The organism is Marinobacter sp. M-5 (assembly GCF_032911545.1).
Classification (GTDB): Bacteria; Pseudomonadota; Gammaproteobacteria; order Pseudomonadales; family Oleiphilaceae; genus Marinobacter; species Marinobacter goseongensis.
The window spans coordinates 781,425-806,709 of record NZ_JAWJEK010000001.1 but is presented as its reverse complement, the minus strand read 5'-3'; the positions used below and the strand labels follow the sequence as shown (position 1 = coordinate 806,709).

Genomic DNA, 25,285 nt, shown 5'->3' with positions numbered 1-25,285 from the left:
ATATGAGCCAGCTACCACACTGCGAAACACTGCGTCTGGAAAAGCAGGGCCCCGCCCTGCACGTCACCATCAACCGCCCGGACGCACGCAACGCCATGAGCCTGGAAATGGTGGCGGAACTGTCCGCACTGTTCACGCAAGTTGAAACCGACCTCAGCATCCGCGCCGTGGTCATCCGCGGCGCCGGGGGCCATTTTTGCGCCGGCGGTGACATCAAAGATATGGCCGGAGCGCGGGGGCAGAAAGCCGCCAGTGACGAGGCCGATCCGTTCTACCGCCTGAACCGGGCGTTCGGCCAGATGATCCAGCAGGTCAACGAATCCTCCAAGGTCGTCATCGCCATCACCGAAGGTGCAGTCATGGGCGGGGGTTTCGGACTGGCCTGCGTATCGGACGTCGCCATCGCTGGCCCCACCGCCAAATTCGGCATGCCTGAAACCTCCCTCGGGGTTATCCCGGCGCAGATCGCGCCGTTTGTGGTTGAACGCATCGGCCTGACCCAGGCCCGCCGGCTGGCGTTGCTCGGTCTGAGGATCGGTGCCGACGAGGCCTGTGCTCTGGGCATTGTTCACCAGGTTGCCCCGTCGGAGGAGCAGATCGAAGACATGCTGGGCCAGGCTCTTGAGCGTGTCCGCCTGTGCGCACCAAAGGCCACCGCGGAAACCAAGGCGTTGCTCCACCGCGTCGGTCATGAATCCATGGGTGGCCTGCTGGACAGCGCTGCCGAAAAATTCGCCGCCGCGATCCGGAGTGATGAAGGCTCTGAGGGCACCATGGCGTTCATGCAAAAACGTCCGCCAAAGTGGGCAGGCGACGCTGATTGATAGCGGGAGCGCATGTGTGCGGGAGGCTTTCCAGAAAATTTCGGAGGCCATGGATGGCCGGAGAGAAGCGCACACGGATGTGCTTGTAGCGGTTTTCTGGAAAGCCTCCCACACACAGGCGCGGACAGGCACCAAAACAAAGAGAAGAGCACCATGCTAAAGAAGCTCCTGATAGCCAACAGAGGCGAAATAGCCGTCCGGGTCATCCGCACTGCCAAAGCCCTGGGATACCGCACCGTAGCGATCTACTCCGAAGCTGACGCCCGTGCACTGCACGTGCACGAGGCCGACGAGGCCGTTTGTGTCGGCCCGGCTCAGGTGGGCGCTTCCTACCTGAATGTGGACGCCATCCTCGAGGCCGCCAGCAAAACCGGCGCCGACTGCATCCATCCCGGCTACGGCTTCCTCTCCGAGAACGCGGGCTTCGCCAACGCCTGCAAAGACGCGGGCCTGGTCTTCGTCGGGCCACCGGCCAGCGCCATCGAACTGATGGGTAGCAAACGCCGCTCCAAGATCGCCATGCAGCAGGCCGGCGTTCCCGTGGTTCCCGGCTACGAGGGCCCTGTCGAAGGTAACACCGCCAGCGATAACGAACTCATCAGCGCCGCGGCTGACATCGGCTACCCGTTGATGATCAAGGCGTCCGCCGGTGGCGGTGGCCGCGGCATGCGTCTGGTGCAGGAAGAAGGCGAACTGGCAGACAACATCAAACGTGCCCGTTCCGAAGCCAAACAGGCCTTCGGTGACGGCGAACTGATCCTCGAAAAAGCCGTAATCGAACCCCGCCACGTGGAAATCCAGGTCTTTGCCGACCGCCACGGCAACGCCGTCTACCTCGGCGAACGGGACTGCTCGGTGCAGCGGCGCCACCAGAAAGTGGTGGAAGAAGCACCCTCCCCGTTTGTCACGCCGGAACTGCGCCAGGCCATGGGCGAGGCGGCCGTGAAAGCCGCGCTGGCCTGCTCCTACGAGGGCGCCGGCACCGTCGAGTTCCTGGTGGACAAGGATCGCAACTTCTACTTCCTGGAAATGAACACTCGCCTGCAGGTAGAACATCCGGTCACCGAATTGATCACCGGACAGGATCTGGTGGCGTGGCAATTGGCCGTCGCGGAAGGACAGCCTCTGCCTCTGCAACAGCAGGATATCCAGCTCAATGGCCACGCCATCGAGGTGCGCCTGTACGCGGAGGATCCGGCACACGAGTTCACCCCGCAGACCGGCCCACTGTACTCCTTCCAGCCGGCACTGGGCGAAGGCCTTCGGTACGACACCGGCGTGCGCTCCGGCGACACCATCACGCCGCATTATGATCCCATGCTGGCCAAAGTCATTGCCTGGGGCCAGAACCGTGACGAGGCCCGCCGCCGGCTGATCAGGGCGCTGGAAGACACCACCGTGTTCGGGGTGACCACCAACCGTTATTTCCTCAGCCGCATCATCGCCAACGACACCTTCGGCGCGGGCGGAGCTACCACGGCATTCCTGCAGCAGGCCTTCCGTGACGATCCATCATTGGCGCCCTTTTCCCCCGGCACCCGCGAACTGGCTCTGGCCGCCTGCGTGCTCGATCATGGCATTTCGGGCCAGAGCGGCTGGAGCAATGCCCCGTCCACTATGACCCCGATGAAGCTGGACACCGGCGACGGAACTGCGGAACTTCTGGTTCGCAAGACCGGCCATACCGTGTCTGTCAGCCAAGGCGACAGTCACCACCAACTCGTCTTGGAAAGCCTTGGCGATGGCCTGTTATGCATCATCGACAACGGCGTACGTCACCGTTGCCAATATCACCGCGAAGGCGATTCCCTATATTTGCAGGCGTTCGGGCAAGCCTGGGCGGTGCGGGATGTGACCCACCAGCCGGCGGCAGGCGCTAATGGCGCCGGCAGCGGCAAGATTCAGGCCTCCATGGATGGCGCCATTATCGATGTGCTGGTGGCGCCCGGAGAAACCGTCCAGCAAGGCCAGACACTGGTTATACTGGAGGCCATGAAAATGGAGCATCCGGTCAAGGCTGATCGCGACGGTGTGGTCGGCGAGGTGCTGGTCAGCAATGGTGATCAGGTCAAACGCAGCCAGTTGCTGGTGAACATCGCCGCAGGCGAGGCGGCCGAACAGGAGGCCAGCGCATGAGCAGCCTGAACAGACGAACCGTGTTCATCACCGGCGGCAGCCGGGGCATTGGCCGCGCCATTGCCCTCGCCTGCGCACGACAGGGGGCAAACGTGGTGATCGGAGCCAAATCCGACACCCCGCACCCGAAACTGCCCGGCACTATTCACAGTGTGGCTGAGGAAATTCGTGCCGCCGGCGGGCAGGCGCTGCCGCTGGTGCTGGACGTTCGCGATGAGGAACTGGTGCGGCAGCGGGTGAACGAGGCGGCCGAGCATTTTGGCGGCATCGACGTACTGGTCAATAACGCTGGCGCGATTCGTCTGACCGGCGTGGAGAACCTCAAGGCCAGCCGTTATGACCTGATGCACCAGGTTAACGCCCGTGCGGTATTTCTTTGCAGTCAGGCAGCACTGCCCTGGCTGAAGGCGTCGAACAACGCTCACATTCTGAGCCTTTCGCCGCCGTTGAATCTGGACACCAAATGGTTCGCCCAGTACGGACCTTACACGACGACCAAGTACGCCATGACTATGCTCAGCATGGGGATGGCAGAGGAATTCAGGCGTTACGACATTGCCGTTAACTGTCTGTGGCCGAAAACCCTGATTGCAACGGCCGCCATTGAGTTTGAAGTGGGTGGCCCGCAGATGATGGCCCAGGGTCGCAAGCCCGAGATCATGGCCGATGCCGCCGTCAGTATTCTCAACCGGCCCGGCACCAGCCTGACCGGACAGGCACTGATCGACGAAGACGTCCTGAGAGAAGGCGGCGTGACCGATTTCGAACAGTACCGTTACGCAGACGGCGACAAGCCGCTGCTACCGGATCTGTTCCTGGATTAGCCCCGGCGGCGGATGGTGTCCCGGGGCGATAACAAGACCACAATTCAACACCCTTACGGAAAGCACCATGAGTCAAGACAACGTTTCAGCCCGTGACATCGTCCGCAGCATTCCCGGCATCGTTCGCCGCTTCCCGGCCATCGCCAAGGGCTACTATTACTACTCGGTCAAGAACGAGAAGAAGGAGCTGACCCTCGGCGTTCTGGTGGAGCGTAACGCCGAGAAATACCCGTCCCGCCCGGCCATCGCCTACGAAGACCGTAGCATTAGCTGGTCCGAACTCAATAACTGGGCCAACCGAATCGCCAATTTTCTGTTGGCCCAGGGGCTGGTCAAGGGTGATGCCATTGCCGTCTTCCTGGAAAACCGACCGGAGTTGCTGGCCGTGGTCGCCGGCGCTGCCAAGATTGGCGTTTCCTGCGCCATGCTCAACACCTCCCAGAAAGGCAAGGTGCTGGAACACAGCGTCAACCTGATCAAACCGCGCATGGTGGTGGTCGGCGAGGAACTGATCGAGCCGTTTGATGCGGTGAGAGACGACCTGCAGACCCGCCATGGCACCCCCTTTCTGTACCTGGCGGACGCCAATACCCAGAGCATGTTCGGCGACGCGCCGGAAGGCTACGTCAACATGGCGGAAAAAGTGAGCGCCTACAGTGGCACCAACCCGGTGCTGAGCAACCCGCCCAGAATGGGTGACACCGCCATCTACCTGTTCACCTCCGGCACCACCGGCTTGCCCAAGGCCGCGCCCGGCAGCCATCGCAAGTTCGTGAAAGCGTACGGCGGCTTCGGGTTGATGTCGCTGGCCATGGAGCCGGAAGATGTACTGTACTGCACGCTGCCGTTGTACCACGGTACCGCCCTGCTGGTGTGCTGGGGCTCAGTGCTGGCCGGAGGTTCGTCCATCGCACTGCGCCGCAAGTTCTCCGCCAGCGCCTTCTGGGACGATGTACGCCGCTACAAGGCCACCACCTTCGGCTACGTGGGCGAACTCTGCCGTTACCTGCTGAACCAGCCGGCGAGCGAGCAAGACCGTAACCACAACCTGACCAAGATGATCGGCAACGGCTTGCGGCCGTCCATCTGGAAGGAGTTCAAGCAACGTTTCGGCATCGAAACCGTGGCGGAGCTCTATGCCTCCAGTGAGGGCAACATCGGCTTCTCCAACTTCTTCAACATGGACAACACGGTCGGCTTCTCTACCGCCCCCTACAAGCTGGTCAAATTCCACGAAGGCACCCGCGATCCGATCCGCAACAAGAAGGGCTACATGGAAACCGTCCGCAAGGGCGAGCCCGGCCTGCTGATCGGCGAGATCACCAAGAAATGGTCGTTCGAGGGTTATACCCAGAAAGACGCCACCGAGAAATCCATCCTCCGCGACGCCTTCAAGAAAGGCGATGCCTGGTTCAACACCGGCGACGTGCTCAAGGAGATTGGCTGCGGCCACCTGCAGTTCGTGGACCGCATGGGGGATACCTTCCGCTGGAAAGGCGAGAACGTCTCAACCACCGAGGTGGAAAACATTCTCGACGGCTCCGGCATGGTGGAAGAGGCCATCGTCTACGGCGTGGAAATCCCAAAAACCAACGGCAAGGCCGGCATGGTGACGCTGGTGCCCCAGAGCAACGGCAGCGAATTCGACATCAACAAGCTGTTCGCCTACCTGAAGGAGAACCTGCCGGCTTACGCCATTCCAGTGTTCGTCCGCGTGACTAAGGCCATCGAGAAAACCGGTACGTTCAAGTACCGTAAAGTGGATATCCAGAAAGCCGGCTATTCCCTCGGCAAAACCGGTGAGGAGGTGTATGCCCGGCTGCCACGCACCGATGGATACACCAAGCTCGATAAGAAGCTGGTATCGGAGATTGACGACGGGAAGGTTAGTTTCTGACTTTGAATGAACCCATGCCCCTGAGCTTTGGATCTATCTGAGAGGCTGATGAGCCGTGTCGGGCAGGCCTGCCCGACATGGCGTCACCACCACATCAAGCAGGCTACGATAACCGAACTCCCAAGCTTTGACCCTAGCCGACCTTGAGCACCACCTTCCCGGTAGCACGGCGTTCGGTCAGTGCACCCAGAGCCTTGGCATAGTCCTCGAATTCGAACACTTCGCTGATCTTCGGATCGATTTTGCCCTCGGCGTAAAGCTTCATCAGCTCCATCATGTTCTGGGCGCTGGCCTGCGGCTCGCGCTGGGTAAAGCTGCCCCAGAACACGCCGACCACGGAACAGCCCTTGAGCAGCGTCAGGTTAGCGGGAATCTTGGGGATGTCGCCAGCAGCGAAACCGATGATCAGGTGGCGGCCGTTCCAGGCCATGGCGCGCAGGGCCTGCTCGGTGAATTCGCCGCCAACCGGATCGTAGATCACATCTACGCCCTTGCTCTTGGTCAGCTTCTTCACCGCCTCTTTCAGGGGTTCTTCGGTGTAGTTGATCAGGTCGTCAGCGCCCGCGGCTTTCGCGACCGCCAGCTTTTCCGCGGAACTGGCCGCGGCAATCACATGGGCGCCCATGGCCTTGCCCAGCTCGACCGTGGCCAGACCCACACCGCCGCTGGCACCAAGCACCAGCAGAGTTTCTCCGGGCTGGATGTTGGCGCGCTGTTTCAGGGCATAGTAGGAGGTGCCGTAGACCATGGAGAACGCGGCGGCCTTTTCATCAGGCATGGCGTCGGGTATCGGCAGCAGATTCTGCTCCGGCGCGACGATTTCTTCGGCGAAGGCGCCGTAGCCGGTGAGTCCGGCCACCCTGTCACCAGGCTTGAAGCGAGTCACCTTCTCACCCACTTCAAGGACTTCACCGGCCATTTCACCGCCGGGTGAAAACGGCAGTGCCGGCTTGAGCTGGTATTTGTTCTCGATGATCAGGGTGTCGGGGAAGTTAAGGCCCGCAGCTTTGACGCGGATTTTGACACCATAGCCCTTGACCACAGGGCTCTCGATGTCTTCGATCACCAGCTTGTCAGCCGGACCGTACTCCTTGCAGAGGATGGCTTTCATTCAATGACTCCATGGTTGTAGGCATAGGGGAATACCTTGTCTTATGCCCATCAAGCTAAACAGAGTCACTGCATGAAGCAAATAAAGATCTCTTATCTCACCGCATTAGCAACGCTTATAGGGAAGCACCGTCACAGCAGCGTGGCGGTGAATGCCAAAGCACCGATCAGGCAGACGGCCGCAACAATCAGTCCGGTACGAATGACCGGCGAGAGTGCCCCGGGTGTCGCCTCTGTCCGGACCGGCCCATCGTGGTTGACCAGCTTCTGATCCTGGCTCGACCGGCGGATCAGCCCGATCATCTCTTCGCACTGCTCCCGTGAGAAGTCGGTCGGGTTGAAACGCTGCATGCCATGCTTTCCCAGGAGGCGTCGGACATCGGCCGACGTGGGCACGTATTTCATCGACCAGTTGGTGAAGGTGTGTTCGGCCAGAGGCTCCTCGAGAAGCGTGCGCACGTTGCAGTGCCGGTCATCGCAAGCGATACGCTCGTAGGTCCGCCGGAGCGCTTCTTCTTCACCCTCCAGATACTGAAAGAAATGATCGTCGCCGTAATAAAGACCGCCCACCAACTGACTTTTACCGTTGTTACGCCGGGAGGCCATCAGGATTCGCGCAACGTGGGGCTCAACCCCTTTTTCCACAGGTTGGGCTTCGAATGTGGCTTCACTGGCGTAGGCCAAGCGCATCAATGCCATGTAGGACTCCGTACTGCTGGCAATCGGTAAGGTGAACCTGAAATACGTTTGCAACCGGCTCGGGGATCACCCCGGACCGAGAGCCGGGGGTGAATCCACCGGCGATTTAAGCTATCCTTCGCGCACTCAAACCGGCCGGTCCGCCACTGTTTCCCGCCTTTCAGGGTCTGCTATGTTCGACATAATCTATCTTCTTGAAATGATTGGCATCGTTGCATTTGCCGTTTCAGGAATGATTGTTGCCCGCTCCAAGAATATGGATCCTGTGGGCGTGTTTACCATCGGGTTCATTACCGCACTGGGTGGCGGTACCCTGCGGGACCTGATGATGGACAATCACCCACTGTACTGGATCAAGCACCAGGAGCAGCCGATCCTGATTCTCGCCATCGCAATCGTGTTCAGCTATTGGCGCCGGGCGGAGCGGATTCGTGAATCCGGGATTGTGTTCCCCGATGCCATCGGGCTGGGCATTTTCTCGATACTGGGCGCGCAGCTGGCTCTGGATCTCGGGCACTCCTGGTTCATCGCCTCCCTCCTCGGGGTGATGACCGGCACCTTCGGTGGCTTATTACGGGACACCCTGTGTAACGAGGTGCCCTACATTTTCCGCAAGGACCAGATCTACGCCTCGATTTCCTTTGCCGGTTGCTGGCTCTATTTCGTGTGTCAGTGGTTGTTGGAAAGCGAAACCATCGCCCTGACGGTTGGCCTGCTGTTTATCGTGTTTGTCCGGATGCTTGCCGTCCGTTTTGATATCCGCCTGCAGCGGGACGCCCATCAACAGCGTTGAGCACGAACCGGCAGGATGAACCGGAAATCATCCCTTGGCCTGAGCCGTCTCAGCCGGTAACATTGCCGTTTTTTTCACCCAATTCAGTTTCACCGATCCAGTTCCGAACCGTAACCCTACCCAGCACGCAGTGAGGCAGACACCCGTCATGCTTGAGCGACTATTTCAGTTAAAAGCCCATGGCACCAACGTTCAAAGAGAAGTGGTGGCTGGCATAACCACCTTCCTGACCATGGCCTACATCATCGTGGTCAACCCGGGCATGCTTCAGGCAGCGGGCATGGATTACGGTGCGGTGTTTGTGGCCACCTGTCTCGCGGCCGTCATTGGCACCCTGATCATGGGCCTGTGGGCCAACTACCCGATTGCCCTGGCCCCGGGCATGGGCCTTAACGCGTTTTTCTCATTCACCGTGGTTGGCAGCATGGGCTGCAGCTGGCAGGTGGCCCTCGGTGCGGTGTTCATCTCCGGTTTCCTGTTTTTCCTGCTGAGCATTTTCAAGGTCCGGGAGTGGATCATCAACAGCATTCCACTGTCCCTGCGTTTCGGCATTTCCGCCGGTATCGGCTTCTTTCTGGCGCTGATCGCCTTCAAGAATGCCGGCGTGGTGGTGGATAACCCCGCCACACTGGTCGGCATGGGGGACGTCAGAGTTCCCGAGGCACTGCTGTTCTTCGGTGGATTTGCGCTGATCTGTGCCCTGGCGTTTCGCCAGGTCACCGGCGCCGTGATGATCGGCATCATTGCCGTTACCGTGATCGCAATGATGCTGGGCCTGGTGGAGTACAACGGCTTTGTGTCCGCCCCACCCAGCATGGCACCGACCTTCATGCAGCTGGATCTGGCCGGCGCCTTCAACGTGGGCATGATCAGCGTGATCTTCGCGTTCCTGTTCGTGGACCTGTTCGACACGTCCGGCACCCTGATCGGCGCCGCCCAGCGCGGCGGGCTGCTGGACAAGGACGGCAAACTGCCCCGACTTGGCCGCGCGCTAATGTCTGATTCCGTGGCCACCATGTCCGGTGCAGCCATGGGCACGTCCACCACCACCAGCTACATTGAATCCACCGCCGGCATTTCTGCCGGTGGTCGCACCGGGCTGACCGCGGTGGTGGTTGCCGCGCTGTTCCTGGCGTGCCTGTTCCTGTCGCCCATCGCCAGCGTGATTCCCCCCTACGCCACCGCACCGGCATTGCTGTTTGTCGCCGTGCTGATGACCTCCGGGCTCAAGCTGATCGACTGGGACGATGTTACCGATGCCGCCCCGGCCGTGGTGACCGCGCTGATAATGCCGCTGACCTTTTCCATCGCCAACGGCATTGCCCTGGGCTTCATTACCTACGCCGTACTGAAGGCACTCGCCGGCCGCTGGTCTCAATTGAACATCAGCGTGGTGATTATTGCTGTCATATTCGTGTTGAAATTCATGTTCCTGGACGCGGCGTAAGCTGCCTCCAGCGCATATCGGACGACTTATGGATTACTTCTCAGAGAGCATCAAGAAAGCCATCCGCACCGTGCCCGACTGGCCCAAGCCCGGCGTAGCGTTTCGTGACATCACGACGGTTCTGCAGGACCGCACGGCGTTTCGCAAACTGATCGATGCCTTTGTGCACCGTTACCACGGCCAGGCCATCGACGCTGTGGCCGCCGTGGACGCCCGCGGCTTCATCATCGGCTCGGCGCTGGCCTATGAGCTCAACGCCTCGCTGGTGCTGGTGCGCAAGAAAGGCAAGCTGCCGTTTGACACGCTGGTGGAAGATTACGAGCTGGAGTACGGCACCGCGTCCGTCGAGCTCCACAAAGACGCCTTCAAGCCCGGCGACAAGATCGTGCTGGTGGACGATCTGATTGCCACCGGTGGCACCATGCTGGCCGCCTCGCGGCTGATCCGCCGTATTGGCGCGGAGATTGTGGAAGTAGCCGCGATGATCGATCTGCCGGATCTGGGCGGTTCCCGCAAGCTGCAGGACGAAGGGCTGACGGTCTATACTGTGTGTTCGTTCGAGGGCGAGTAACACCAAGCGCAATCAGGAGGCGGTCATGCCCGACTATCAACACCACTGGAAGGACGGCACCCCCGTTCATCTGCCCCTTGGCAAGATTGTCTGTATTGGCCGCAATTACGCGGAACACGCCCGGGAACTGAACAACCCGGTTCCGGACGAGCCGTTGTTGTTTATCAAACCGTCCACCGCGGCGGTGCACATCACTCGGCCGCTGGATTTCCCCCGGGATCGAGGCGACGTTCACTTCGAGACCGAACTGGCGGTATTGATTGGCCGGCCACTGGCCAATGCCTCGGCCACCGAGGCGGAGGCGGCCATTCTCGGCTATGGTCTGGCGCTGGATCTGACGCTGAGGGACGTCCAGAGCAAGCTGAAAGAAAAAGGCCAGCCCTGGGAACGGGCCAAAGCTTTTGACGGCGCCTGCCCACTGTCGCCGTTTGTCAGTGTCGACAAGCTCCGCAGGGATCACCTCACCTTTACCCTGGACATCGATGGCCAGCGCCAGCAGACCGGCGATACCCGCGAGATGCTGAACGCCACTGTGCCGTTGATTGCTCACATGAGCAGCCAGTTCACGCTGTTACCGGGCGATGTGGTGCTCACCGGCACGCCAAAAGGCGTAGGCCCACTGGTCTCAGGCCAGACGCTCTCGCTGGAACTGGACGACGTGCTGTTTGTCGAGACCACTGTGCTCTGACGCCGGTTCCTGTACTCTGGTCCAACCGCCCGTCAGGACGTATATCAGGCATGGCAAAGAAACCGGTTACTTCACGCAGTGGACGATTCTTCAAGCTCGCAGGCATGACCGCCTCCGTGGCCGGGCAGTACGCCGGGCAACGGGCGCGCAGGCTGTTTCGCAGTGAGGAGGACAACGAGGGTGCCCGCACCGAGAGTTATACCCGTATGGCGGACCAGATTGCCGATACCCTGGGTGAACTCAAAGGCGCCGTGATGAAAGTGGGGCAGATCGCCTCGCAGACCCAGGATTTCCTGCCTAAGGAATTCTCTGACGCCCTGCAGAGACTGCAGAAAGAAGCGCCGCCGATGCCGTTCGAGGTCATTGTCGCGCAGGTGGAGTCTGAGCTGGGCCAACCGGTCTCCGACCTGTTCGAGTACCTCCAGGAAACGCCCTACGCCGCCGCATCCATCGGCCAGGTTCACCGGGCCCGCCTGCGTGATGGCACCGATGTGATCGTCAAGGTTCAGTACCCGGGGGTCGATGAATCCTGTGACAGCGACCTGAAGCAGCTTCGCCTGGCGCTCAAGCTTGGCGGTTTGCTGAAGATGCCGAAAGAACATGTGGACCAGCTGTTTGGCGAAATCCGCGTGCGTCTGAAAGAGGAGCTGGACTACGAAAACGAGGCCCGCAACCTGGAGGCGTTCCGCCGGTTCCACGCCAAGGACGACTGGATCATCATCCCGCAGGTGTTCGACAGCCACTCATCACGGCGGGTACTGACCATGGAACTGGTCGAGGGCGATCACATCAGCGCCATCACACCCAGCAAGTACAGCCAGGACACGATCAACCTGATCGGCCACCGGATTTTCACCATGATGGCGGACCAGCTGTTCGGGTTTCAGTGCATCCACGGTGATCCCCATGCCGGTAATTTTGCCTATCGCCCGGACGGCTCCGTAATTCTGTATGACTTCGGCTGCGTGAAGAAACTCAAACCGGAAATTGTCGAGGCCTACCGCAAGACACTGGTATCGGCACTGGCAGAAGATTACGCAGCGCTGGATCGACACCTGATCGACCTGGGCGCGCGGGTCGAATCGCAGCCAGCGGTGGATGAGGCGTACTACGCCATGTGGCGGGACATCCTCATCGTGCCGTTCGATCAGGACGAGCCCTACGATTTTGCCGAATCGGACATCCACCAACGGGTAGCCGCCAAAACAACCACGGTGTTCAAGTACCTGGACTATTTCAAGCCGCCGGTGGAAAGTATCTTTATTGACCGGATGATCGCCGGGCACTACTGGATGCTGAAACGTCTCGGTGTGCAGGCGGCCTTCCGCAACGAGTTGGAGAAATACCTGCAGCAAACTTCCAAAGGCTAACGCTGCGATTGCGAACGGTCAGCCCAGTGCGGCCATCCATTCGGCGACGCCCTCGCAGGCGCCTTTGCGGATAATCCGGGCACGGGACACAGAGGCGGGTTCGCCTGGATCAATCACAGTGATAGGTACGTCGAAATCGGTTTCGTATACCAGGCCAGCAGCGGGATACACCTGTAGCGAGGTCCCCACGATCAGCAGGTGGTCGGCGGTACGGACGACCTCCGCCGCCTTTTCCAGCATCGGAACTTCCTCGCCGAACCAGACAATGTGAGGGCGAAGCTGGGCGCCCTGATCGCAGGTGTCCCCCATGCTGATATCGCGATAGCCGATGTCATACACCAGCTCAGGAAAGCGGGAACTGCGGGCCTTGGTGAGCTCACCGTGCAGATGGATCACGCTGGAGGAGCCGCCGCGCTCATGCAGATCATCCACGTTCTGGGTGACCACGGTAACGCGATAGCGCTGTTCCAGCTCGGCCAGCAGCCGGTGGGCCCGGTTCGGCAGTGCAGATTGAAGCTGGCGGCGGCGTTCATTATAGAACCGCAGCACCAGCTCCTGATTGCGGGCAAAGGCTTCCGGCGTGGCCACGTCGTACACACTGTGCTGCTCCCACAGCCCCCCGTTATCACGGAAGGTAGAGAGCCCGCTTTCGGCACTGATACCAGCGCCGGTCAGTACCACGATGTGATCCTGCATCAGTCGAAGATCTTGCCCGGGTTCATCACACTGTTGGGGTCGAACACCTGCTTGATACCGCGCAGATAGGCAATTTCGGCCTCACTGCGAGTGTATTGCAGGTAGGGCTTCTTGGTCATGCCCACGCCGTGCTCGGCGGACACACTGCCCTGGTAGCGCTCGACGATCTCGAATACCCACTTGTTGACCTGCTGGCACTTCTCGAAGAAGTCTTCTTTTGCCATGTCTTCCGGTTTGAGGATATTCAGGTGCAGGTTGCCATCGCCGATATGACCGAACCAGATGATCTCGAAATCCGGATAATGCTCGGTCACTACCGCGTCGATTTCCTGCAGGAAACCGGGCACTTTGGACACCACCACAGAGATGTCGTTCTTGTAGGGCGTGCGCGGCGCGATGGATTCGGAAATCCGCTCACGCAGCTGCCACAGATTCTGGGCCTGAGTCTCGCTCTGGCTGATCACGCCATCCAGCACCCAGCCGTTCTCCACACACTGCTCGAACAGGCTCATGGCGTCGTCCATCACTTGGTCGGACACCGCCTCGAATTCCAGCAAGGCGTAATACGGCGCTTCGGTTTCGAACGGCGCCTGCACCTGACCGTGGGCCAGCACATGGCCCATGGCCTGATGGGAGAAGAACTCGTAGGCGGTCAGATCAATCTGCTTCTGGAAGGTCTGCAACACATCCATGGTGTTGGTCAGATCGTTCAGGCCCAGCACCAGTACGGTCAGGTTGTCCGGCTTGCGGGCAAGCTTCATGGTGGCTTCGGTGATGAAGCCCAGGGTGCCCTCGGCCCCGATAAACAGGTGCCGCAGATCGTAACCGGTGTTGTTCTTCTCCAGATCTTTGTTGAGATCCAGCACGTCGCCCTTGCCGGTCACCACTTTCAGGCCGGCCACCCAGTCCCGGCTCATACCGTAGCGGATAACCTTGATACCACCGGCGTTGGTGGACAAATTGCCACCCAGCTGGCTGGAGCCGGCGGAGGCAAAGTCTACCGGGTAATAGAGACCGTTCTCTTCCGCGAAGGTTTGCAGCTGCTCCGTCACCACGCCGGCCTGGCATTTGACTGTGCGGTCGCTGGCGCTGAAATCCAGAATCTGGTTCATGTTATCGAACGCCACCACCACTTCGCCGTTGGCGGCCACCGCGCCGGCACTCAGGCCTGTGCGACCGCCAGACGGCACCAGGGCGACCTGATTGTCGTTGGCAAACCGAACCAGCGCCTGCACCTGCTCGGTGGTTTTCGGCAACACAATGGCCAGCGGCTTCGGCGGATAGATTTTAGTCCAGTCCTTGCCGTAGTTTTCCAGGTCCGCGGGGTCGGTCAGCACCTTGCCCTGGGCATCGCCGGTGGCAATCAGATCTCTGAGAGAGTCGATAATCTGTTCAGAATTCATGAGGCTAAAGGTCTCGTAAGGGTTCGACGGCCGGTCATTTCGAGCCTGATCGCTGGGCAATCGCCAAACAGTTAATTCAGGCAATCCGACGCGCTGTGAAAATCTGCGTTTATGGTATCATACCGCCCCTGTTCTGTGAGCCAGCCTGACGATCACTGGTTCCAGGTCATTTCACGTGACGAAAGGTTCGGAAGCAAGCCCATGTCAAATACGTCTCTCGAAAAGAGCAAAATCCGGATCCTGCTGCTGGAAGGCGTGCATCAATCTGCTATTGATACCCTGAATGCCGCAGGCTATACCAACATCGAGTATCTGACTCACTCGCTGGCCGAGGAAGACCTGATTGAGAAGATTGCCGATGCGCACTTCGTCGGGATCCGCTCGCGCACCCAGCTGACCGAGAAAGTATTTGATGCCGCCAGGAAACTGGTGGCCGTGGGCTGTTTCTGTATCGGCACCAACCAGGTGGATCTGCAGGCCGCGACCCGCCGTGGCGTTGCGGTGTTCAATGCGCCCTTCTCAAACACCCGCAGTGTGGCAGAACTGGTGCTGGCACAAGCGATTCTCCTGCTGCGTGGCGTGCCGGAGAAAAACGCCATGGCGCACCGTGGTGAGTGGCTGAAGTCCGCCAAGAACAGCTACGAAATCCGTGGCAAAAAGCTGGGCATCATCGGCTACGGCAACATCGGCACCCAGTTCAGCGTGCTGGCCGAGGGGCTGGGCATGGATGTCTACTTTTATGATGTGGTTTCGAAGCTGTCGATCGGCAACGCGACCCAGGTGGGCACCCTGCAGGAGCTGCTGAACATCTCTGACGTGGTCAGCCTGCACGTTCCGGAAACACCGGCCACCAAATACATGTTCAAGGCGGAGCAGTTCGCCCAGATGAAGCCCGGCTCCATCCTGATGAACGCCTCCCGCGGCACCGTGGTGGACATTGATGCCCTGGCCGATGCCCTCAAGAGCGGCAAGCTGTTGGGCGCAGCCATCGACGTATTCCCGGTGGAGCCAAAGTCCAACGACGAGGAGTTCATCTCTCCGTTGCGCGAGTTCGACAATGTCATTCTGACGCCCCACGTGGGCGGGTCCACCATTGAGGCCCAGGAAAACATCGGCCGCGAAGTGGCAGAAAAGCTGGCCATGTACAGCGACAACGGCACCTCCGTGTCGTCGGTGAACTTCCCCGAGGTGGCTCTGCCCTCCCACCCGAACCAGCACCGCTTGCTGCACATTCACGAGAACGTGCCGGGCGTGATGACCGAGATCAACCAGGTGTTTTCCGAGAACGGCATCAACATCTGTGGTCAGTACCTGCAGACCAAGGAAGACATCGGATATGTGGTGGTCGACGTGGACAAGGCCTATGGCGAGCTGGCGCTGAAGAAGCTGCTTGGAGTGAAAGGCACGATCCGCTGCCGCGTACTGTTCTGATACAACGAACAGGACGGACCTAAAAAAACGGGAGCCATTGGCTCCCGTTTTTTTGTTCCGGCTACATCACAATCTGATGCTTACTGCGGCACCCGCATCAGCAAGTTCGGGGAGCCTGCACCGAGACCACTAAGGACGTTGCTGGTGGACAAATCCAGGACAGTCGCCGCGACCTGATCCGGCGAAAGATTTGCCTGCTCGCCGAGAATCAGCGCAGCCATGCCCGCAACGTGCGGGGAGGCCATCGAGGTGCCACTGATGGTATTGGTTTCCGTGTCTGACTGGAACCAGGCGGCTGTGATGTTGGAGCCAGGCGCGAAGACATCGACGCAGGAGCCAAAGTTGGAGAAAGACGAGCGCTGATCGTTACGGGTGGTGCTGCCCACCGTGATCGCGCGTTCCACGCGGTTAGGCGATCCGGAGCAAGCATCGGTGTTATTGTTACCGGCGGCAACAACAAAAGTCACGCCCGCCGCAATCGCACCACGCACCGCATTATCCAGTGCCACGGAATTGCCGCCACCGAGAGACATATTGGCAATGGCGGGGGCCTGATGGTTCGCGGCTACCCAGTCTACGCCCGCAATCACATCCGCGTTAGCACCGGCACCAGAGCAGTCCAGCACCCGCACCGCCGCCACCGACGCCGACTTGGCGACACCGTATTGCGTACCCACCGCGGTGCTGGCCACGTGAGTGCCGTGGCCATTGCAATCGGTCACATCGGTGGGGTCGGCTTCGCCACCCAGGTTCAGCAGGGGCCCGAGCAGAGGCAAGCTACCGAAGCTCAGGAGCCCGGCTTGGTTGGCGGCGAAGTTCCGTCCTTCAATGACCCGGCCGGAGAATTCGGCGTGACTGGGCCGTATGCCGGTGTCGATAATGTAGACATTGCTGCCCGCACCACCAACGACGGGATAACGATACAGGCTGTCGAGCGGCAGGAAACTCTGATCAACCCGATCCAGCCCCCAGGTGGCGTTTTGCTGCTCCTGCAGGCTGACGGTCACGACACGGTCAGGTTCTACCGCCAACACGCCCGGCAGTGCCGACAGCAGGCTGGCCTGCCCCTCGGTCAGGGTGACCGCAGCTCCGGTGAGCGCTGCGCCGTACAGGTGGAGTACTTCGCCGCCCCCCACCGCACTCAGCAGTGACTCGACACTGGCTTGCAGGGAGGGTAGCCCCAGCAACTCCGGAATCCGGCTGTCGAGCGTGATGATGTACCGGCCCGGCAACAGGTCTCCGGGCTTCAGCGACTCATCGACACTGGGCTCGGGCTCGCCAATCCCGAGAAGGCCCAGTCCGCCCAGCAAACTGCCGTGAAGCATGGGGGCGGAGGCGGCCAGAGCGAGGCCTAGGCACATTGAAGGTATGAGTCTGCGGGTCATGGAGGCGATCCTTGGTTGTGGTTGTTCGCTTCTGATAGTTGAGCCGTAATCTGGCACAGAGCCGGCAGCAGACCCATGTCAACGAGGGCCAAATCCCGGTATCCGAACCGCTTTTAAGACGCCGCTCTAACGCCTTGACTTGAGAATCCCCGGAAAACGACCATGCTTATGGCAGTACAGGCGTTTTATCAACACACACGTTCACCAACAGGAGCAGTGATATGTCGATGAAGGAGTCCCTGTTACGCAAGCTGGAAACCCAGACAGAGCGCTGGAGTAAGCAAATCGACAGCCTGAGGGCTGACGCTGAACACAGAATGGCCAAGGCGAAAGATGACCAGGCCGAGGCCGAAATTCAGCGACAATTCTCTGAGAAGGTGCAGCAACTGGAGGACCGGATTGAGGGTGCCCGCCAAAAACTCGGAGAGATCCGTGATTCCGGCGAGGACCAACTCAAGAATCTGAAAGACCGAATCGAGGAGTGGCTCCCCAGCAACACCAACTGAGGGCATGAAAAAACCCCGGCGCACCAAAGCGGCGGGGTTTTTTTTGGCTGGACGCGCTTACTGCATCGGCACCAATGTCAGTTCAACCCGACGGTTCTGTTCCCGGCCGGACGCTGAATCGTTGGAGGCAATGGGGTAACGCGGACCGTAACCCACAGCGCGGGTGCGCTTCGGTTCAATGCCCTGGTTCAGCAGAAAATCCCGGACAGAACCGGCACGCCGCTCGCTGAGCAACTGGTTGTAACTCTGGGAACCGGTGCTGTCCGTGTGGCCTTCGATCTGAATGATGGTCTTGTCAAATTCCTGCAGCACCAGGCCGACCGACTCCAGCGTATTGCTGAAGGTCGGCTTAATGGTCGACTCGCTGGTATCGAACGTGATGTTGCCCGGCATGATCAGCTCGATCTCGTCACCGTTACGCACCACTCGAACACCGGAACCTTCCAGCTGGCGACGCAGCTGGGCTTCCTGCTTATCCATGTAGTAGCCGATGCCACCGCCAATGGCCGCTCCGCCAGCGGCACCGATCAGCGCGCCCTTACCCCGATCACTCTTGCTGGAGGTCGCCGCACCCACGGCTGCACCCCCGATGGCACCAATGATGCTGCCCTTGGTGGCGCTGGAGGTTTTCTCTTCGCCGGTGTAGGGGTCATACGTCATACAGCCGCCCAGACCAACTGTGGCAACCGCGAAAGCGAGAATAGTTTTCTTCACAGCATTCTCCTGAGATTGTTTTACTAGCAGGCCTCGGAAAGGGGCCTTGCGTGGTCGTTCAGAAAGGTATCAATGATGGTATTGAATACCGTTGCTTGCAAGTCTTGCGCTTCATTCACCAGATGATGACGACCGTCCGGTATTCGCAGTTCCTCAACCGAGGAAAATTTGTTTCTGATAATCCGCAAATTGTGTTGCCAGTCTACGGTCAGGTCTTTTTCACCCTGAACCACAGTAATCGGGTATTTGACCGGTCTGGCGGATTCGATATGCGGCACCCACTGCCTCAGGGCACTGACCCAATCCACGTGAACCGCCCGTGCCTGAAGCGGATCGTGCTCCCGAAGGAACTGCAGAAAGCGGGTGTTGCCGCTGTTCTGCGAGAATACCCGTCGCCAGCGTGTCAAAAACGGCTTGGCGATACTGTGCAACATCTTGGCGCCCAGCCAGCCTGCGGGTCTGACCAGGGGGGCCAGTAAAACAACGCGGCGGAAATCAGAGCTCTGCTGGTCATGGTGATTGGACAGCAGATAATCAATCAGAATCGCTCCGCCGGTGCTCTGGCCCACGGCGTACCAGGGCTCTCTCACCTTACCTTTTACCCCCGCGATCACTTCCGACAGCACCGCCTGATACTCGAGGAAGCTGCCAATGGCTGCAGGCGTCCCGCTGGACAGGCCGTGGCCCGGCTGATCATAAGCCAGCACATCGAACCCGGCACCCAGACAACGATCTATCAGCTGGCTGTACAGCCCCACGTGGTCAAAGTAGCCATGCAGAATAAACACGGTCCCTTTGCTCACAGCACCGTCCGGTGAACGAAAGTAATGCACCATCACTTGATGACGCCCTGCGCTGACATACCCCTGATGGTACTGCACATCGGGGTGCTCCACCCAGAGATCCAGCCCATAAAACCGGCAGTAGGCGACCATTTCATCGCTCAGTTCCCGGTTTCCTGCAGGGTCGAACGGCTCCAGGCGCGCCAGTAGCGAGCTACGGTGCCAGTCCGGGATTTCTATGGTATCTGTTTTCCAGTACACGTAGAGTTACACGCTTGTCATGAATGTGTCGTATTGATGGCCCTGAAGCCCCTTGCTCACATGAGCGTTCGGCACTAGGTTAGCACACCACCGTCTCATCACGGGCAGAACCTGATCATTCTCACGGAGAAATCCATGCTGCAAAATGTGCTTGAAGCCAGCCTGCGCCAGACCATGTGCCGAATCATCCGCCCATGGCTTCACCCGGCATTGCCAGTCTCCCTGCAACGTTCCCTGATTGCCCAGGCTTACCGCAGTTCGGTTCCACCCCGGGCCAGCAGGTTCACCAGCGTCAGTATCGGCGGGATACCGGCCACTCGTACCGAGCACGGGCAGCCCGGAACAGGCATCGTGCTTTACCTGCACGGCGGCGGCTACATCATCGGTTCGTCTTCGACCCATCGCGGCCTGACCGGCCATCTCGCCAAAGCGAGCGAACGCGCCGTCATTACGCCCGATTACCGACTGGCTCCGGAGCACCCGTTTCCCGCCGCACTGGAGGATGCCGAGGCAGCCTATGAAGCTCTTCTGACGGAGGGTCATGATCCCGCGTCCATCGCCATCGCCGGCGATTCAGCCGGTGGCGGCCTGACTATTGCGCTGGCCATGAGGCTGCGAGACAAGGGCAGGCCACTGCCGGGTTCACTCGCGGTGTTGTCGCCCTGGGTCGACCTCACGCACGAGCACCTGTACTCGCCGGAACGCGAACCGGTGCTGCAGCCCCGCTGGATCGACAAGGCTGCGCGCCTGTATTGCGGGCAGGAGTTGCGCACCCATCCGTTCATTTCACCGATTTTTGGCGATCTCAACGGCCTGCCACCGCTGCTGATCCAGGCGGGAAGCGAAGAGATTCTGCTCAACGATGCCCGGCGTCTCGCGGATCGCGCCGCGCAACAGGGTGTCGACACAAATCTCGAGATCTACAACAGCCTCTGGCACGTGTTCCAGGTGCACGCCGGTCAGCTTGACCGCGCAACCGACGCCATTAAGGTCATCGCCAGCCACATCAGCCAATCTCAGGCAAGGTAATCTCACCCCGCACCAGCGCCTCCTTGCGGGCTCGTGGCCACTGTTTGAGGTGCCACTCCAGCCGGGAGGCAACACTGCGATCGTTCACCGTTACCGAGAACACCAGTTCCAGCGGTCCCTTGCCCCTCAGGCTGCGGGCGCCCCTCGGCGCTCCGGCCTGATGCTCGGCAAACCGTCGCGCCACATCGGTGGTAATACCGGTGTACAACGCACCCCGTGCCGTCCGCACCATGTAAAGATGCCAGCGGCTCATGAACCGCTCACTCCGGCCAGCTTTGCCCGGGTTTTGTGCTGCTGGACCCAAAGCCCGGCGACAATGAGCACCAGCCCCACGTAAGTTGATGGCAGGATCACCTCGCCCAGAATCATCGAAATAAACACCAGAGACAGAAACGGCGAGATGAAAATCAGATTGCTCACACGGGAAGTGTTCTCGGCTTTTTTCATGGCGTAGGACCACAGCACAAAGGCGATGCCCATCTCGAACACCCCGACATAAACCGCCGCCGCCATCGCGGTGCCCGGCGCAACATCAAAGCCGTCGGTCAGCGCACAGACAGCGACGATCACCGGCAGCCCGCAAAGAAAGTTGAGAAACAGCCCCACCACCGGATCTCGGGTATCCCGGGTGGCGATAATCCAGTAAGACGCCCAGATCACCGTGCTGCCGATGGCCAGCCCGACGCCGAGCGGATCGGAAAACGTCAGCGACAGCACATCACCACGGGTGGCAATGACCACCACCCCGGCATAACAGACCAGGCCCGCCACCACGTCCAGTCGTCGCAGGCGCTGACCGAGAAAGGGCACCGACAGGTAAGCCAGCACCAGTGCCCAGGTGTAGTTCAGTGGCTGCGCCTCCTGGGCGGGCAGGCGGTCAAAGGCTCCGAACAACACAAAATAGTAGAGACAGGGATTGATCAGCCCCATTCCCACAGATTGCAGATACTGCCTGCCGGACAGTTCGAACACCCGATGCCATCGCCTCTGAGCCACCAGAATCAGCGCCATGACCAGCACCGATGCCGAACAGGCGATCGCCAGCATCTGGACCGGCGACAGGTCCCGCAACGAGAGCTTGAACGCGGTGGCCACCGTCGACCACAGCAAAACCGTGGCCAACCCGTAAAGCATGGCCTGCTTCTGATCAGGCATTGCTCTCTCCCGACTCGGCGTCGAGCCAGCGGTAAAGCGTGCGGCGATTGACCCCGAGTATCTGGGCCGCCCTGCGCTTGTTACCATCCACCGCTTTGATGACTTTGCTGACGTAACCCTGTTGCACCGTCTCCAGGGTTGGCCACTCGGCCAGGTTGCCGGAACGGGTATCGGTTTCTCCGGACGGCGGTTCCGCCTGGCGCTTCCGGATCCGTGCCGGCAGGTGCTCGGGCTGGATGACATCACCGTCACAGAAGGTCACAGCCCGCTCGATGGCACTGCCCAATTCCCGCACATTACCGGGAAATGGGTAATCCGTCAGGGTTTGTGATGTCACCTCACTCAAGCGCATGAACCCGCGGTTATGGCGGCGGGCCGCCTCACGGAGAAAATGCATCGACAACAGGTCGACGTCGTCGTCCCGGTCTCTTAACGGCGGGACCAACAAGGCGAGTGTTTCCAGCCGGTAATACAGATCCTCCCTGAACGCGCCCTCCTCGACGGCCTTGAGCAGATTGACGTGGGTCGCCGCGATGATGCGCACATCCACTGACTCCTCGTGATCAGCACCCACAGGTTTGATCGTGCCTTCCTGCAGCACGCGCAACAGCTTTGCCTGCAAGGCCAGCGGCATTTCACCGATCTCATCCAGCAGCAGCGTGCCACCGTTCGCCTCCGCAAACAGCCCCTTACGCGCCTGTTTGGCACCAGTAAACGCGCCTGCCTCGTGACCAAAAAACTCGCTTTCCATCAATTCCTGGGGAATGCCTGCACAGTTGACCGGCAGAAAGGGCCGGGCTTTCCGATCGCTCTCATCATGAATGGCATGGGCCACCAGCTCCTTACCGGTGCCACTCTCGCCATTGATCAAAACCGCGGCACCGCTTCGTGCCACCTGGCGGATTTCCGTGCGCAAGCGGCGCATGGCCGCGCTGTTACCCACCAACCCCATTGACGCGTCGTCGTCGCTGCGGGATTTGTATCGGGCGAGCTCACTGGTGATTGCCGCCTGGGACAACAAACGTCTGATTTTCAGCCGCAGGTGATCGGTCGACAGCGGTTTGGTAAGGAAATCATCTGCACCGGCCTTCAGGGCATCCACCGCCTGATCGACCGTACCGAACGCGGTGATGATAATGAAGGGCACCGAACGTCCCGCCGCCTGGAGCTCCCGCAGCACCGACAGACCGTCGTCATCGGGAAGTCGCAGATCCGATACGATCAGATCCGGCATGCTGGCCCGCGCCTTGGTTTGAGCCTCCTCTGCCGTGGCCGCGACTTCCACCCGGTAGCCATCCAGTTCCAGCTCTTCCGCCAGCAGCGCGCGCAGGCTGGCATCGTCCTCCACCAGCAGAATGGTGGGTTGATGGACCGAAGACAGGTCAGAGTTCATCGGCATTTACCTCCGTCCAGAGCAGACTCATGCAGCAACCACCGTATTGGCTTTCGCCAACCTCCGCGTAGCCACCGTGTTCTTTCAGAACGCTACCCACGACTGCCAGACCCAGGCCGGTGCCCTGACCGGCAGGGCGGGTGCTGTAGAAAGGTTCGAAAACACGCTCCCGTACCTCCGGGGCGATGCCCGGACCGTCATCTTCCACTCGCACTTCCCACTGCTTGTCCCTGCGCAGCAGCGACACCTCGACGAGGGTTTGACTCGCCTGGCAGGCATTGCGAATGACATTCAGACAGGCCAGCTCCAGCCGAGTGGGCTCTGCCTTGATCTCTGCCAGCTGGTCCAGCCCATGGGTCTTCACGCAGGTGGCGCTGCATTTGGGGTCATCCCCGAGTCGCCGTGTGACGTCCCGTAGTACCGCCGCCAGGTCCGTGGTGCGCCTTGAATCCGGCACATGGCGAAAACAGTCCAGCAACTGCTGGATGATCAGCGTCATCCGCTCCACCTGATGTTCGATATCACCCAAGTGGCGATCCTGACCAGCCTGCAGGCCTTCACGTCGCAGGATATTGGCGCGCCCCTGCACAACACTCAGAGGGGCACCCAGTTCGTGGGCCACACCGCCGGCCACCCGGCCGATCATTGCGACCTTTTCCTGGTACTCCAGCCGCTCCGCCAGTTCCCGCTCGCGAATGACCCGCTCACTGATTTCCTGCTCTGCCGAGGTCATACGCTCGCCCATATCCTGCAAGCCTTCGTGTATCTGTCGCAGCTCGCGGGGACCGCCGGCCGGTTCATCCACACGCCAGTTGCCCGGCTCCATGCCATACATGATTTCCAGCAAGCGACTGACGTGACGACCCACCGCGCCGTAATGGCCAAGCACGACCACCAGAATCACCGACAGCGACAGGGCGGACCAGATGATAACGGCCCACAGCCGGCTCGAAGCCACCCGTTTGTGGAAATCACTGCGCTTGCGGGTAATCTGCAAGAGGCCCTGAATGCGGCCATCCTCAGCCACCAACGGGGTGAACTGGGAAAATACGGATTCACCATCCACCCGGCGGAATGCCCCGCCCAGTTCACCGCTGGCAATCACCCGCTCTGCACTCTCGCTGCTACGGACGTCACTGTCGGCAACGCCCAGGCTGGCCACCTGGTTGCCCGCGTCATCAAAAACCGAGGCACCGTACACACGACCGATCCGGAAGATGGACTCCAGTGATTCACCCATCACGATCTCGTCACCTTCCGACATAGCTCTGGAGAGCGGGCCACTGACCGCTCTGGACACCAGCTCAAGGTCCTCACGGAGACGCTCATTCAGGTTCCGCTCAACCGCAGTCAGGCCGAAGTATATCGCCAGGCCACTGAACAGCATGAGCGGCACCACGATACTGAGAACCAGCGTCAGGCGCAGAGAACGGAACATTCTCCCCGCCTTGAGTACCGGGCGTTGCATAACGGTCACTCCGACAAAATGTCACACATTTTTGCCACATGTGGCATTTAGCCACAACCTCCTTTACACAAAATTAACCACTGAAAAACCTATAAACTATTGTTTTAAATGCGGTTATATTTTTTTAAAAGAGATTGGCACGCCATGTGAAGAGACTCAGAGCACGAAGAGCCATTCGCTGAAACGGCAACGATGAATACCAGTGGCTGAGCCCGGCACGGGTCGGGTAGACAGCCCTCAACCAAAGGAAAGGAGTATCGCTATGAACAAACTACTCACATCACTGACGGTTTCCATGGCACTGCTCGCAGCCGGTCCTGCGCTGGCACAGCAAAGCCAGCAACAGGAGCCGGCCCAGACCGGCCAGGAAGGCTACAGCGATCCGGCCGCGGCGGGCAGCCAGAGCACCAACTATAACGACGCGGAGCTGAAGAAATTTGTTGAGGCACAAGCCGGCATCAACAGCATCCGTGACGAGTATATGGCGAAAATCGAGGATTCAGAGTCTCAGGAGCAGGCTCAGGAACTACAGATGGAAGCCAACGATGAGATGGTTAGCGTGATCGAGGATTCCGGCCTCGACATTCCGACCTACAACGCGATCGCCACGGCTTACAACAGCGAGCCGAGAGTGCGTAACCGCGTAGACGCACTGATGTAAGCCGTCCACCTGCCATCAGCGTCAGCCCAGAGCCCCGCTCCG

Annotated in this window: 24 protein-coding genes; 13 read left to right on the top strand and 11 right to left on the bottom strand. The window is 60.0% G+C overall.

All coding sequences use genetic code 11. The features are described 5' to 3' along the window. Positions 1-2: 2 nt before the first annotated feature. The 4 genes from R0125_RS03720 to R0125_RS03705 all read left to right on the top strand — a co-directional run bounded on the left by R0125_RS03720 (position 3) and on the right by R0125_RS03705 (position 5,681). Complete coding sequence (locus R0125_RS03720) at positions 3-824, top strand: enoyl-CoA hydratase/isomerase family protein (RefSeq protein ID WP_317237186.1); 822 nt, start codon at positions 3-5, stop codon at positions 822-824. Positions 825-977: 153 nt separating this feature from the next. Next, a complete protein-coding gene (locus R0125_RS03715) occupies positions 978-2,960 on the top strand; it encodes an acetyl/propionyl/methylcrotonyl-CoA carboxylase subunit alpha (protein ID WP_317237185.1) in 1,983 nt (660 codons plus the stop codon). Next, positions 2,957-3,784: an SDR family oxidoreductase gene (locus R0125_RS03710; RefSeq protein ID WP_248182802.1), complete on the top strand. Its 828-nt coding sequence runs from the start codon at positions 2,957-2,959 to the stop codon at positions 3,782-3,784. The genes R0125_RS03715 and R0125_RS03710 overlap by 4 nt, the downstream gene beginning before the upstream one ends. Positions 3,785-3,851: 67 nt before the next feature. After that, a complete protein-coding gene (locus tag R0125_RS03705; protein WP_317237184.1) occupies positions 3,852-5,681 on the top strand; it encodes a long-chain-acyl-CoA synthetase in 1,830 nt (609 codons plus the stop codon). A gap of 133 nt (positions 5,682-5,814) precedes the next feature. Here the strand turns inward: R0125_RS03705 and R0125_RS03700 are convergent, their stop codons facing one another. Together R0125_RS03700 and R0125_RS03695 are read right to left on the bottom strand one after the other, a co-directional pair. Next, positions 5,815-6,792, bottom strand: a complete 978-nt coding sequence (locus R0125_RS03700) for an NADPH:quinone oxidoreductase family protein (RefSeq protein WP_317237183.1) — start codon at positions 6,790-6,792, stop codon at positions 5,815-5,817. Positions 6,793-6,923: 131 nt separating this feature from the next. Continuing rightward, a complete protein-coding gene (locus tag R0125_RS03695; protein WP_317237182.1) occupies positions 6,924-7,490 on the bottom strand; it encodes a BLUF domain-containing protein in 567 nt (188 codons plus the stop codon). 172 nt (positions 7,491-7,662) lie between these two features. On the opposite strand from R0125_RS03695, the gene R0125_RS03690 reads away from it, so the two are divergent. The 5 genes from R0125_RS03690 to R0125_RS03670 all read left to right on the top strand — a co-directional run bounded on the left by R0125_RS03690 (position 7,663) and on the right by R0125_RS03670 (position 12,359). Then, positions 7,663-8,283 (top strand): trimeric intracellular cation channel family protein, encoded by a 621-nt coding sequence (locus R0125_RS03690; RefSeq protein ID WP_317237181.1) that lies wholly within the window; start codon positions 7,663-7,665, stop codon positions 8,281-8,283. A 148-nt stretch (positions 8,284-8,431) separates the two neighbouring features. Next, on the top strand, positions 8,432-9,730 hold the full coding sequence (locus R0125_RS03685) for an NCS2 family permease (protein ID WP_317237180.1): 1,299 nt from the start codon (positions 8,432-8,434) through the stop codon (positions 9,728-9,730). Positions 9,731-9,758: 28 nt separating this feature from the next. Continuing rightward, complete coding sequence (locus R0125_RS03680; RefSeq protein WP_317237179.1) at positions 9,759-10,301, top strand: adenine phosphoribosyltransferase; 543 nt, start codon at positions 9,759-9,761, stop codon at positions 10,299-10,301. Between the two features lie 25 nt (positions 10,302-10,326). Beyond that, positions 10,327-10,989 (top strand): fumarylacetoacetate hydrolase family protein, encoded by a 663-nt coding sequence (locus R0125_RS03675; protein WP_317237178.1) that lies wholly within the window; start codon positions 10,327-10,329, stop codon positions 10,987-10,989. Between the two features lie 50 nt (positions 10,990-11,039). Beyond that, entirely contained in the window at positions 11,040-12,359 is a 1,320-nt protein-coding gene (locus R0125_RS03670) for an ABC1 kinase family protein (protein ID WP_248182789.1), read from the top strand. A gap of 18 nt (positions 12,360-12,377) precedes the next feature. Here the strand turns inward: R0125_RS03670 and R0125_RS03665 are convergent, their stop codons facing one another. Together R0125_RS03665 and R0125_RS03660 are read right to left on the bottom strand one after the other, a co-directional pair. Beyond that, the gene (locus tag R0125_RS03665) at positions 12,378-13,055 is read right to left on the bottom strand and encodes an SIR2 family NAD-dependent protein deacylase (protein WP_317237177.1); all 678 of its coding nucleotides are present in this window, start codon (positions 13,053-13,055) and stop codon (positions 12,378-12,380) included. Continuing rightward, positions 13,055-14,458, bottom strand: coding sequence for an FAD-binding oxidoreductase (locus R0125_RS03660; protein ID WP_317237176.1), 1,404 nt, complete (start codon positions 14,456-14,458; stop codon positions 13,055-13,057). The genes R0125_RS03665 and R0125_RS03660 overlap by 1 nt, the downstream gene beginning before the upstream one ends. A gap of 201 nt (positions 14,459-14,659) precedes the next feature. Here R0125_RS03660 and serA point away from each other — a divergent pair, with 201 nt between their 5' ends. Then, positions 14,660-15,889 carry a phosphoglycerate dehydrogenase gene (gene serA / locus R0125_RS03655; protein WP_248182782.1) on the top strand — a complete coding sequence of 410 codons (1,230 nt, stop codon included), beginning with the start codon at positions 14,660-14,662 and terminating at the stop codon, positions 15,887-15,889. Between the two features lie 80 nt (positions 15,890-15,969). On the opposite strand, the gene R0125_RS03650 is transcribed toward serA, so the two are convergent. Beyond that, positions 15,970-17,274 carry a S8 family peptidase gene (locus R0125_RS03650; RefSeq protein ID WP_317237175.1) on the bottom strand — a complete coding sequence of 435 codons (1,305 nt, stop codon included), beginning with the start codon at positions 17,272-17,274 and terminating at the stop codon, positions 15,970-15,972. Between the two features lie 221 nt (positions 17,275-17,495). Here R0125_RS03650 and R0125_RS03645 point away from each other — a divergent pair, with 221 nt between their 5' ends. After that, positions 17,496-17,780, top strand: a complete 285-nt coding sequence (locus R0125_RS03645) for a hypothetical protein (RefSeq protein ID WP_248182779.1) — start codon at positions 17,496-17,498, stop codon at positions 17,778-17,780. A 57-nt stretch (positions 17,781-17,837) separates the two neighbouring features. On the opposite strand, the gene R0125_RS03640 is transcribed toward R0125_RS03645, so the two are convergent. After that, a complete protein-coding gene (locus R0125_RS03640) occupies positions 17,838-18,494 on the bottom strand; it encodes an OmpA family protein (RefSeq protein WP_248182777.1) in 657 nt (218 codons plus the stop codon). Between the two features lie 23 nt (positions 18,495-18,517). Then, positions 18,518-19,537 (bottom strand): alpha/beta hydrolase, encoded by a 1,020-nt coding sequence (locus tag R0125_RS03635; RefSeq protein WP_248182775.1) that lies wholly within the window; start codon positions 19,535-19,537, stop codon positions 18,518-18,520. Positions 19,538-19,672: 135 nt separating this feature from the next. Here R0125_RS03635 and R0125_RS03630 point away from each other — a divergent pair, with 135 nt between their 5' ends. Then, a complete protein-coding gene (locus tag R0125_RS03630) occupies positions 19,673-20,566 on the top strand; it encodes an alpha/beta hydrolase (RefSeq protein ID WP_317237174.1) in 894 nt (297 codons plus the stop codon). On the opposite strand, the gene R0125_RS03625 is transcribed toward R0125_RS03630, so the two are convergent. Genes R0125_RS03625 through R0125_RS03610 form a run of 4 tightly spaced genes read right to left on the bottom strand, consistent with a single transcriptional unit; the run spans position 20,544 to position 24,582 of the window. Further along, complete coding sequence (locus tag R0125_RS03625) at positions 20,544-20,819, bottom strand: GIY-YIG nuclease family protein (protein ID WP_317237173.1); 276 nt, start codon at positions 20,817-20,819, stop codon at positions 20,544-20,546. The two genes, R0125_RS03630 and R0125_RS03625, sit on opposite strands and share 23 nt — an antisense overlap. Then, positions 20,816-21,721: a DMT family transporter gene (locus R0125_RS03620; RefSeq protein ID WP_317237172.1), complete on the bottom strand. Its 906-nt coding sequence runs from the start codon at positions 21,719-21,721 to the stop codon at positions 20,816-20,818. The genes R0125_RS03625 and R0125_RS03620 overlap by 4 nt, the downstream gene beginning before the upstream one ends. Further along, positions 21,714-23,120: a sigma-54 dependent transcriptional regulator gene (locus R0125_RS03615; RefSeq protein WP_317237171.1), complete on the bottom strand. Its 1,407-nt coding sequence runs from the start codon at positions 23,118-23,120 to the stop codon at positions 21,714-21,716. Before R0125_RS03615 ends, R0125_RS03620 begins: the two co-directional genes overlap by 8 nt. Continuing rightward, complete coding sequence (locus R0125_RS03610) at positions 23,104-24,582, bottom strand: sensor histidine kinase (RefSeq protein WP_317237170.1); 1,479 nt, start codon at positions 24,580-24,582, stop codon at positions 23,104-23,106. The genes R0125_RS03615 and R0125_RS03610 overlap by 17 nt, the downstream gene beginning before the upstream one ends. A gap of 262 nt (positions 24,583-24,844) precedes the next feature. Here R0125_RS03610 and R0125_RS03605 point away from each other — a divergent pair, with 262 nt between their 5' ends. Next, positions 24,845-25,243 carry a DUF4168 domain-containing protein gene (locus R0125_RS03605; protein ID WP_248182766.1) on the top strand — a complete coding sequence of 133 codons (399 nt, stop codon included), beginning with the start codon at positions 24,845-24,847 and terminating at the stop codon, positions 25,241-25,243. Positions 25,244-25,285: the final 42 nt, after the last annotated feature.

Excerpts from the sequence above, each read along its gene's own strand:
- R0125_RS03720 (WP_317237186.1), top strand. The coding sequence starts at position 3 with ATGAGCCAGCTACCACACTGCGAAACACTGCGTCTGGAAAAGCAGGGC.
- R0125_RS03715 (WP_317237185.1), top strand. The coding sequence starts at position 978 with ATGCTAAAGAAGCTCCTGATAGCCAACAGAGGCGAAATAGCCGTCCGG.
- R0125_RS03710 (WP_248182802.1), top strand. The coding sequence starts at position 2,957 with ATGAGCAGCCTGAACAGACGAACCGTGTTCATCACCGGCGGCAGCCGG.
- R0125_RS03705 (WP_317237184.1), top strand. The coding sequence starts at position 3,852 with ATGAGTCAAGACAACGTTTCAGCCCGTGACATCGTCCGCAGCATTCCC.
- R0125_RS03700 (WP_317237183.1), bottom strand. The coding sequence starts at position 6,792 with ATGAAAGCCATCCTCTGCAAGGAGTACGGTCCGGCTGACAAGCTGGTG.
- R0125_RS03695 (WP_317237182.1), bottom strand. The coding sequence starts at position 7,490 with ATGGCATTGATGCGCTTGGCCTACGCCAGTGAAGCCACATTCGAAGCC.
- R0125_RS03690 (WP_317237181.1), top strand. The coding sequence starts at position 7,663 with ATGTTCGACATAATCTATCTTCTTGAAATGATTGGCATCGTTGCATTT.
- R0125_RS03685 (WP_317237180.1), top strand. The coding sequence starts at position 8,432 with ATGCTTGAGCGACTATTTCAGTTAAAAGCCCATGGCACCAACGTTCAA.
- R0125_RS03680 (WP_317237179.1), top strand. The coding sequence starts at position 9,759 with ATGGATTACTTCTCAGAGAGCATCAAGAAAGCCATCCGCACCGTGCCC.
- R0125_RS03675 (WP_317237178.1), top strand. The coding sequence starts at position 10,327 with ATGCCCGACTATCAACACCACTGGAAGGACGGCACCCCCGTTCATCTG.
- R0125_RS03670 (WP_248182789.1), top strand. The coding sequence starts at position 11,040 with ATGGCAAAGAAACCGGTTACTTCACGCAGTGGACGATTCTTCAAGCTC.
- R0125_RS03665 (WP_317237177.1), bottom strand. The coding sequence starts at position 13,055 with ATGCAGGATCACATCGTGGTACTGACCGGCGCTGGTATCAGTGCCGAA.
- R0125_RS03660 (WP_317237176.1), bottom strand. The coding sequence starts at position 14,458 with ATGAATTCTGAACAGATTATCGACTCTCTCAGAGATCTGATTGCCACC.
- serA (WP_248182782.1), top strand. The coding sequence starts at position 14,660 with ATGTCAAATACGTCTCTCGAAAAGAGCAAAATCCGGATCCTGCTGCTG.
- R0125_RS03650 (WP_317237175.1), bottom strand. The coding sequence starts at position 17,274 with ATGACCCGCAGACTCATACCTTCAATGTGCCTAGGCCTCGCTCTGGCC.
- R0125_RS03645 (WP_248182779.1), top strand. The coding sequence starts at position 17,496 with ATGTCGATGAAGGAGTCCCTGTTACGCAAGCTGGAAACCCAGACAGAG.
- R0125_RS03630 (WP_317237174.1), top strand. The coding sequence starts at position 19,673 with ATGCTGCAAAATGTGCTTGAAGCCAGCCTGCGCCAGACCATGTGCCGA.
- R0125_RS03625 (WP_317237173.1), bottom strand. The coding sequence starts at position 20,819 with ATGAGCCGCTGGCATCTTTACATGGTGCGGACGGCACGGGGTGCGTTG.
- R0125_RS03620 (WP_317237172.1), bottom strand. The coding sequence starts at position 21,721 with ATGCCTGATCAGAAGCAGGCCATGCTTTACGGGTTGGCCACGGTTTTG.
- R0125_RS03615 (WP_317237171.1), bottom strand. The coding sequence starts at position 23,120 with ATGCCGATGAACTCTGACCTGTCTTCGGTCCATCAACCCACCATTCTG.
- R0125_RS03610 (WP_317237170.1), bottom strand. The coding sequence starts at position 24,582 with ATGCAACGCCCGGTACTCAAGGCGGGGAGAATGTTCCGTTCTCTGCGC.
- R0125_RS03605 (WP_248182766.1), top strand. The coding sequence starts at position 24,845 with ATGAACAAACTACTCACATCACTGACGGTTTCCATGGCACTGCTCGCA.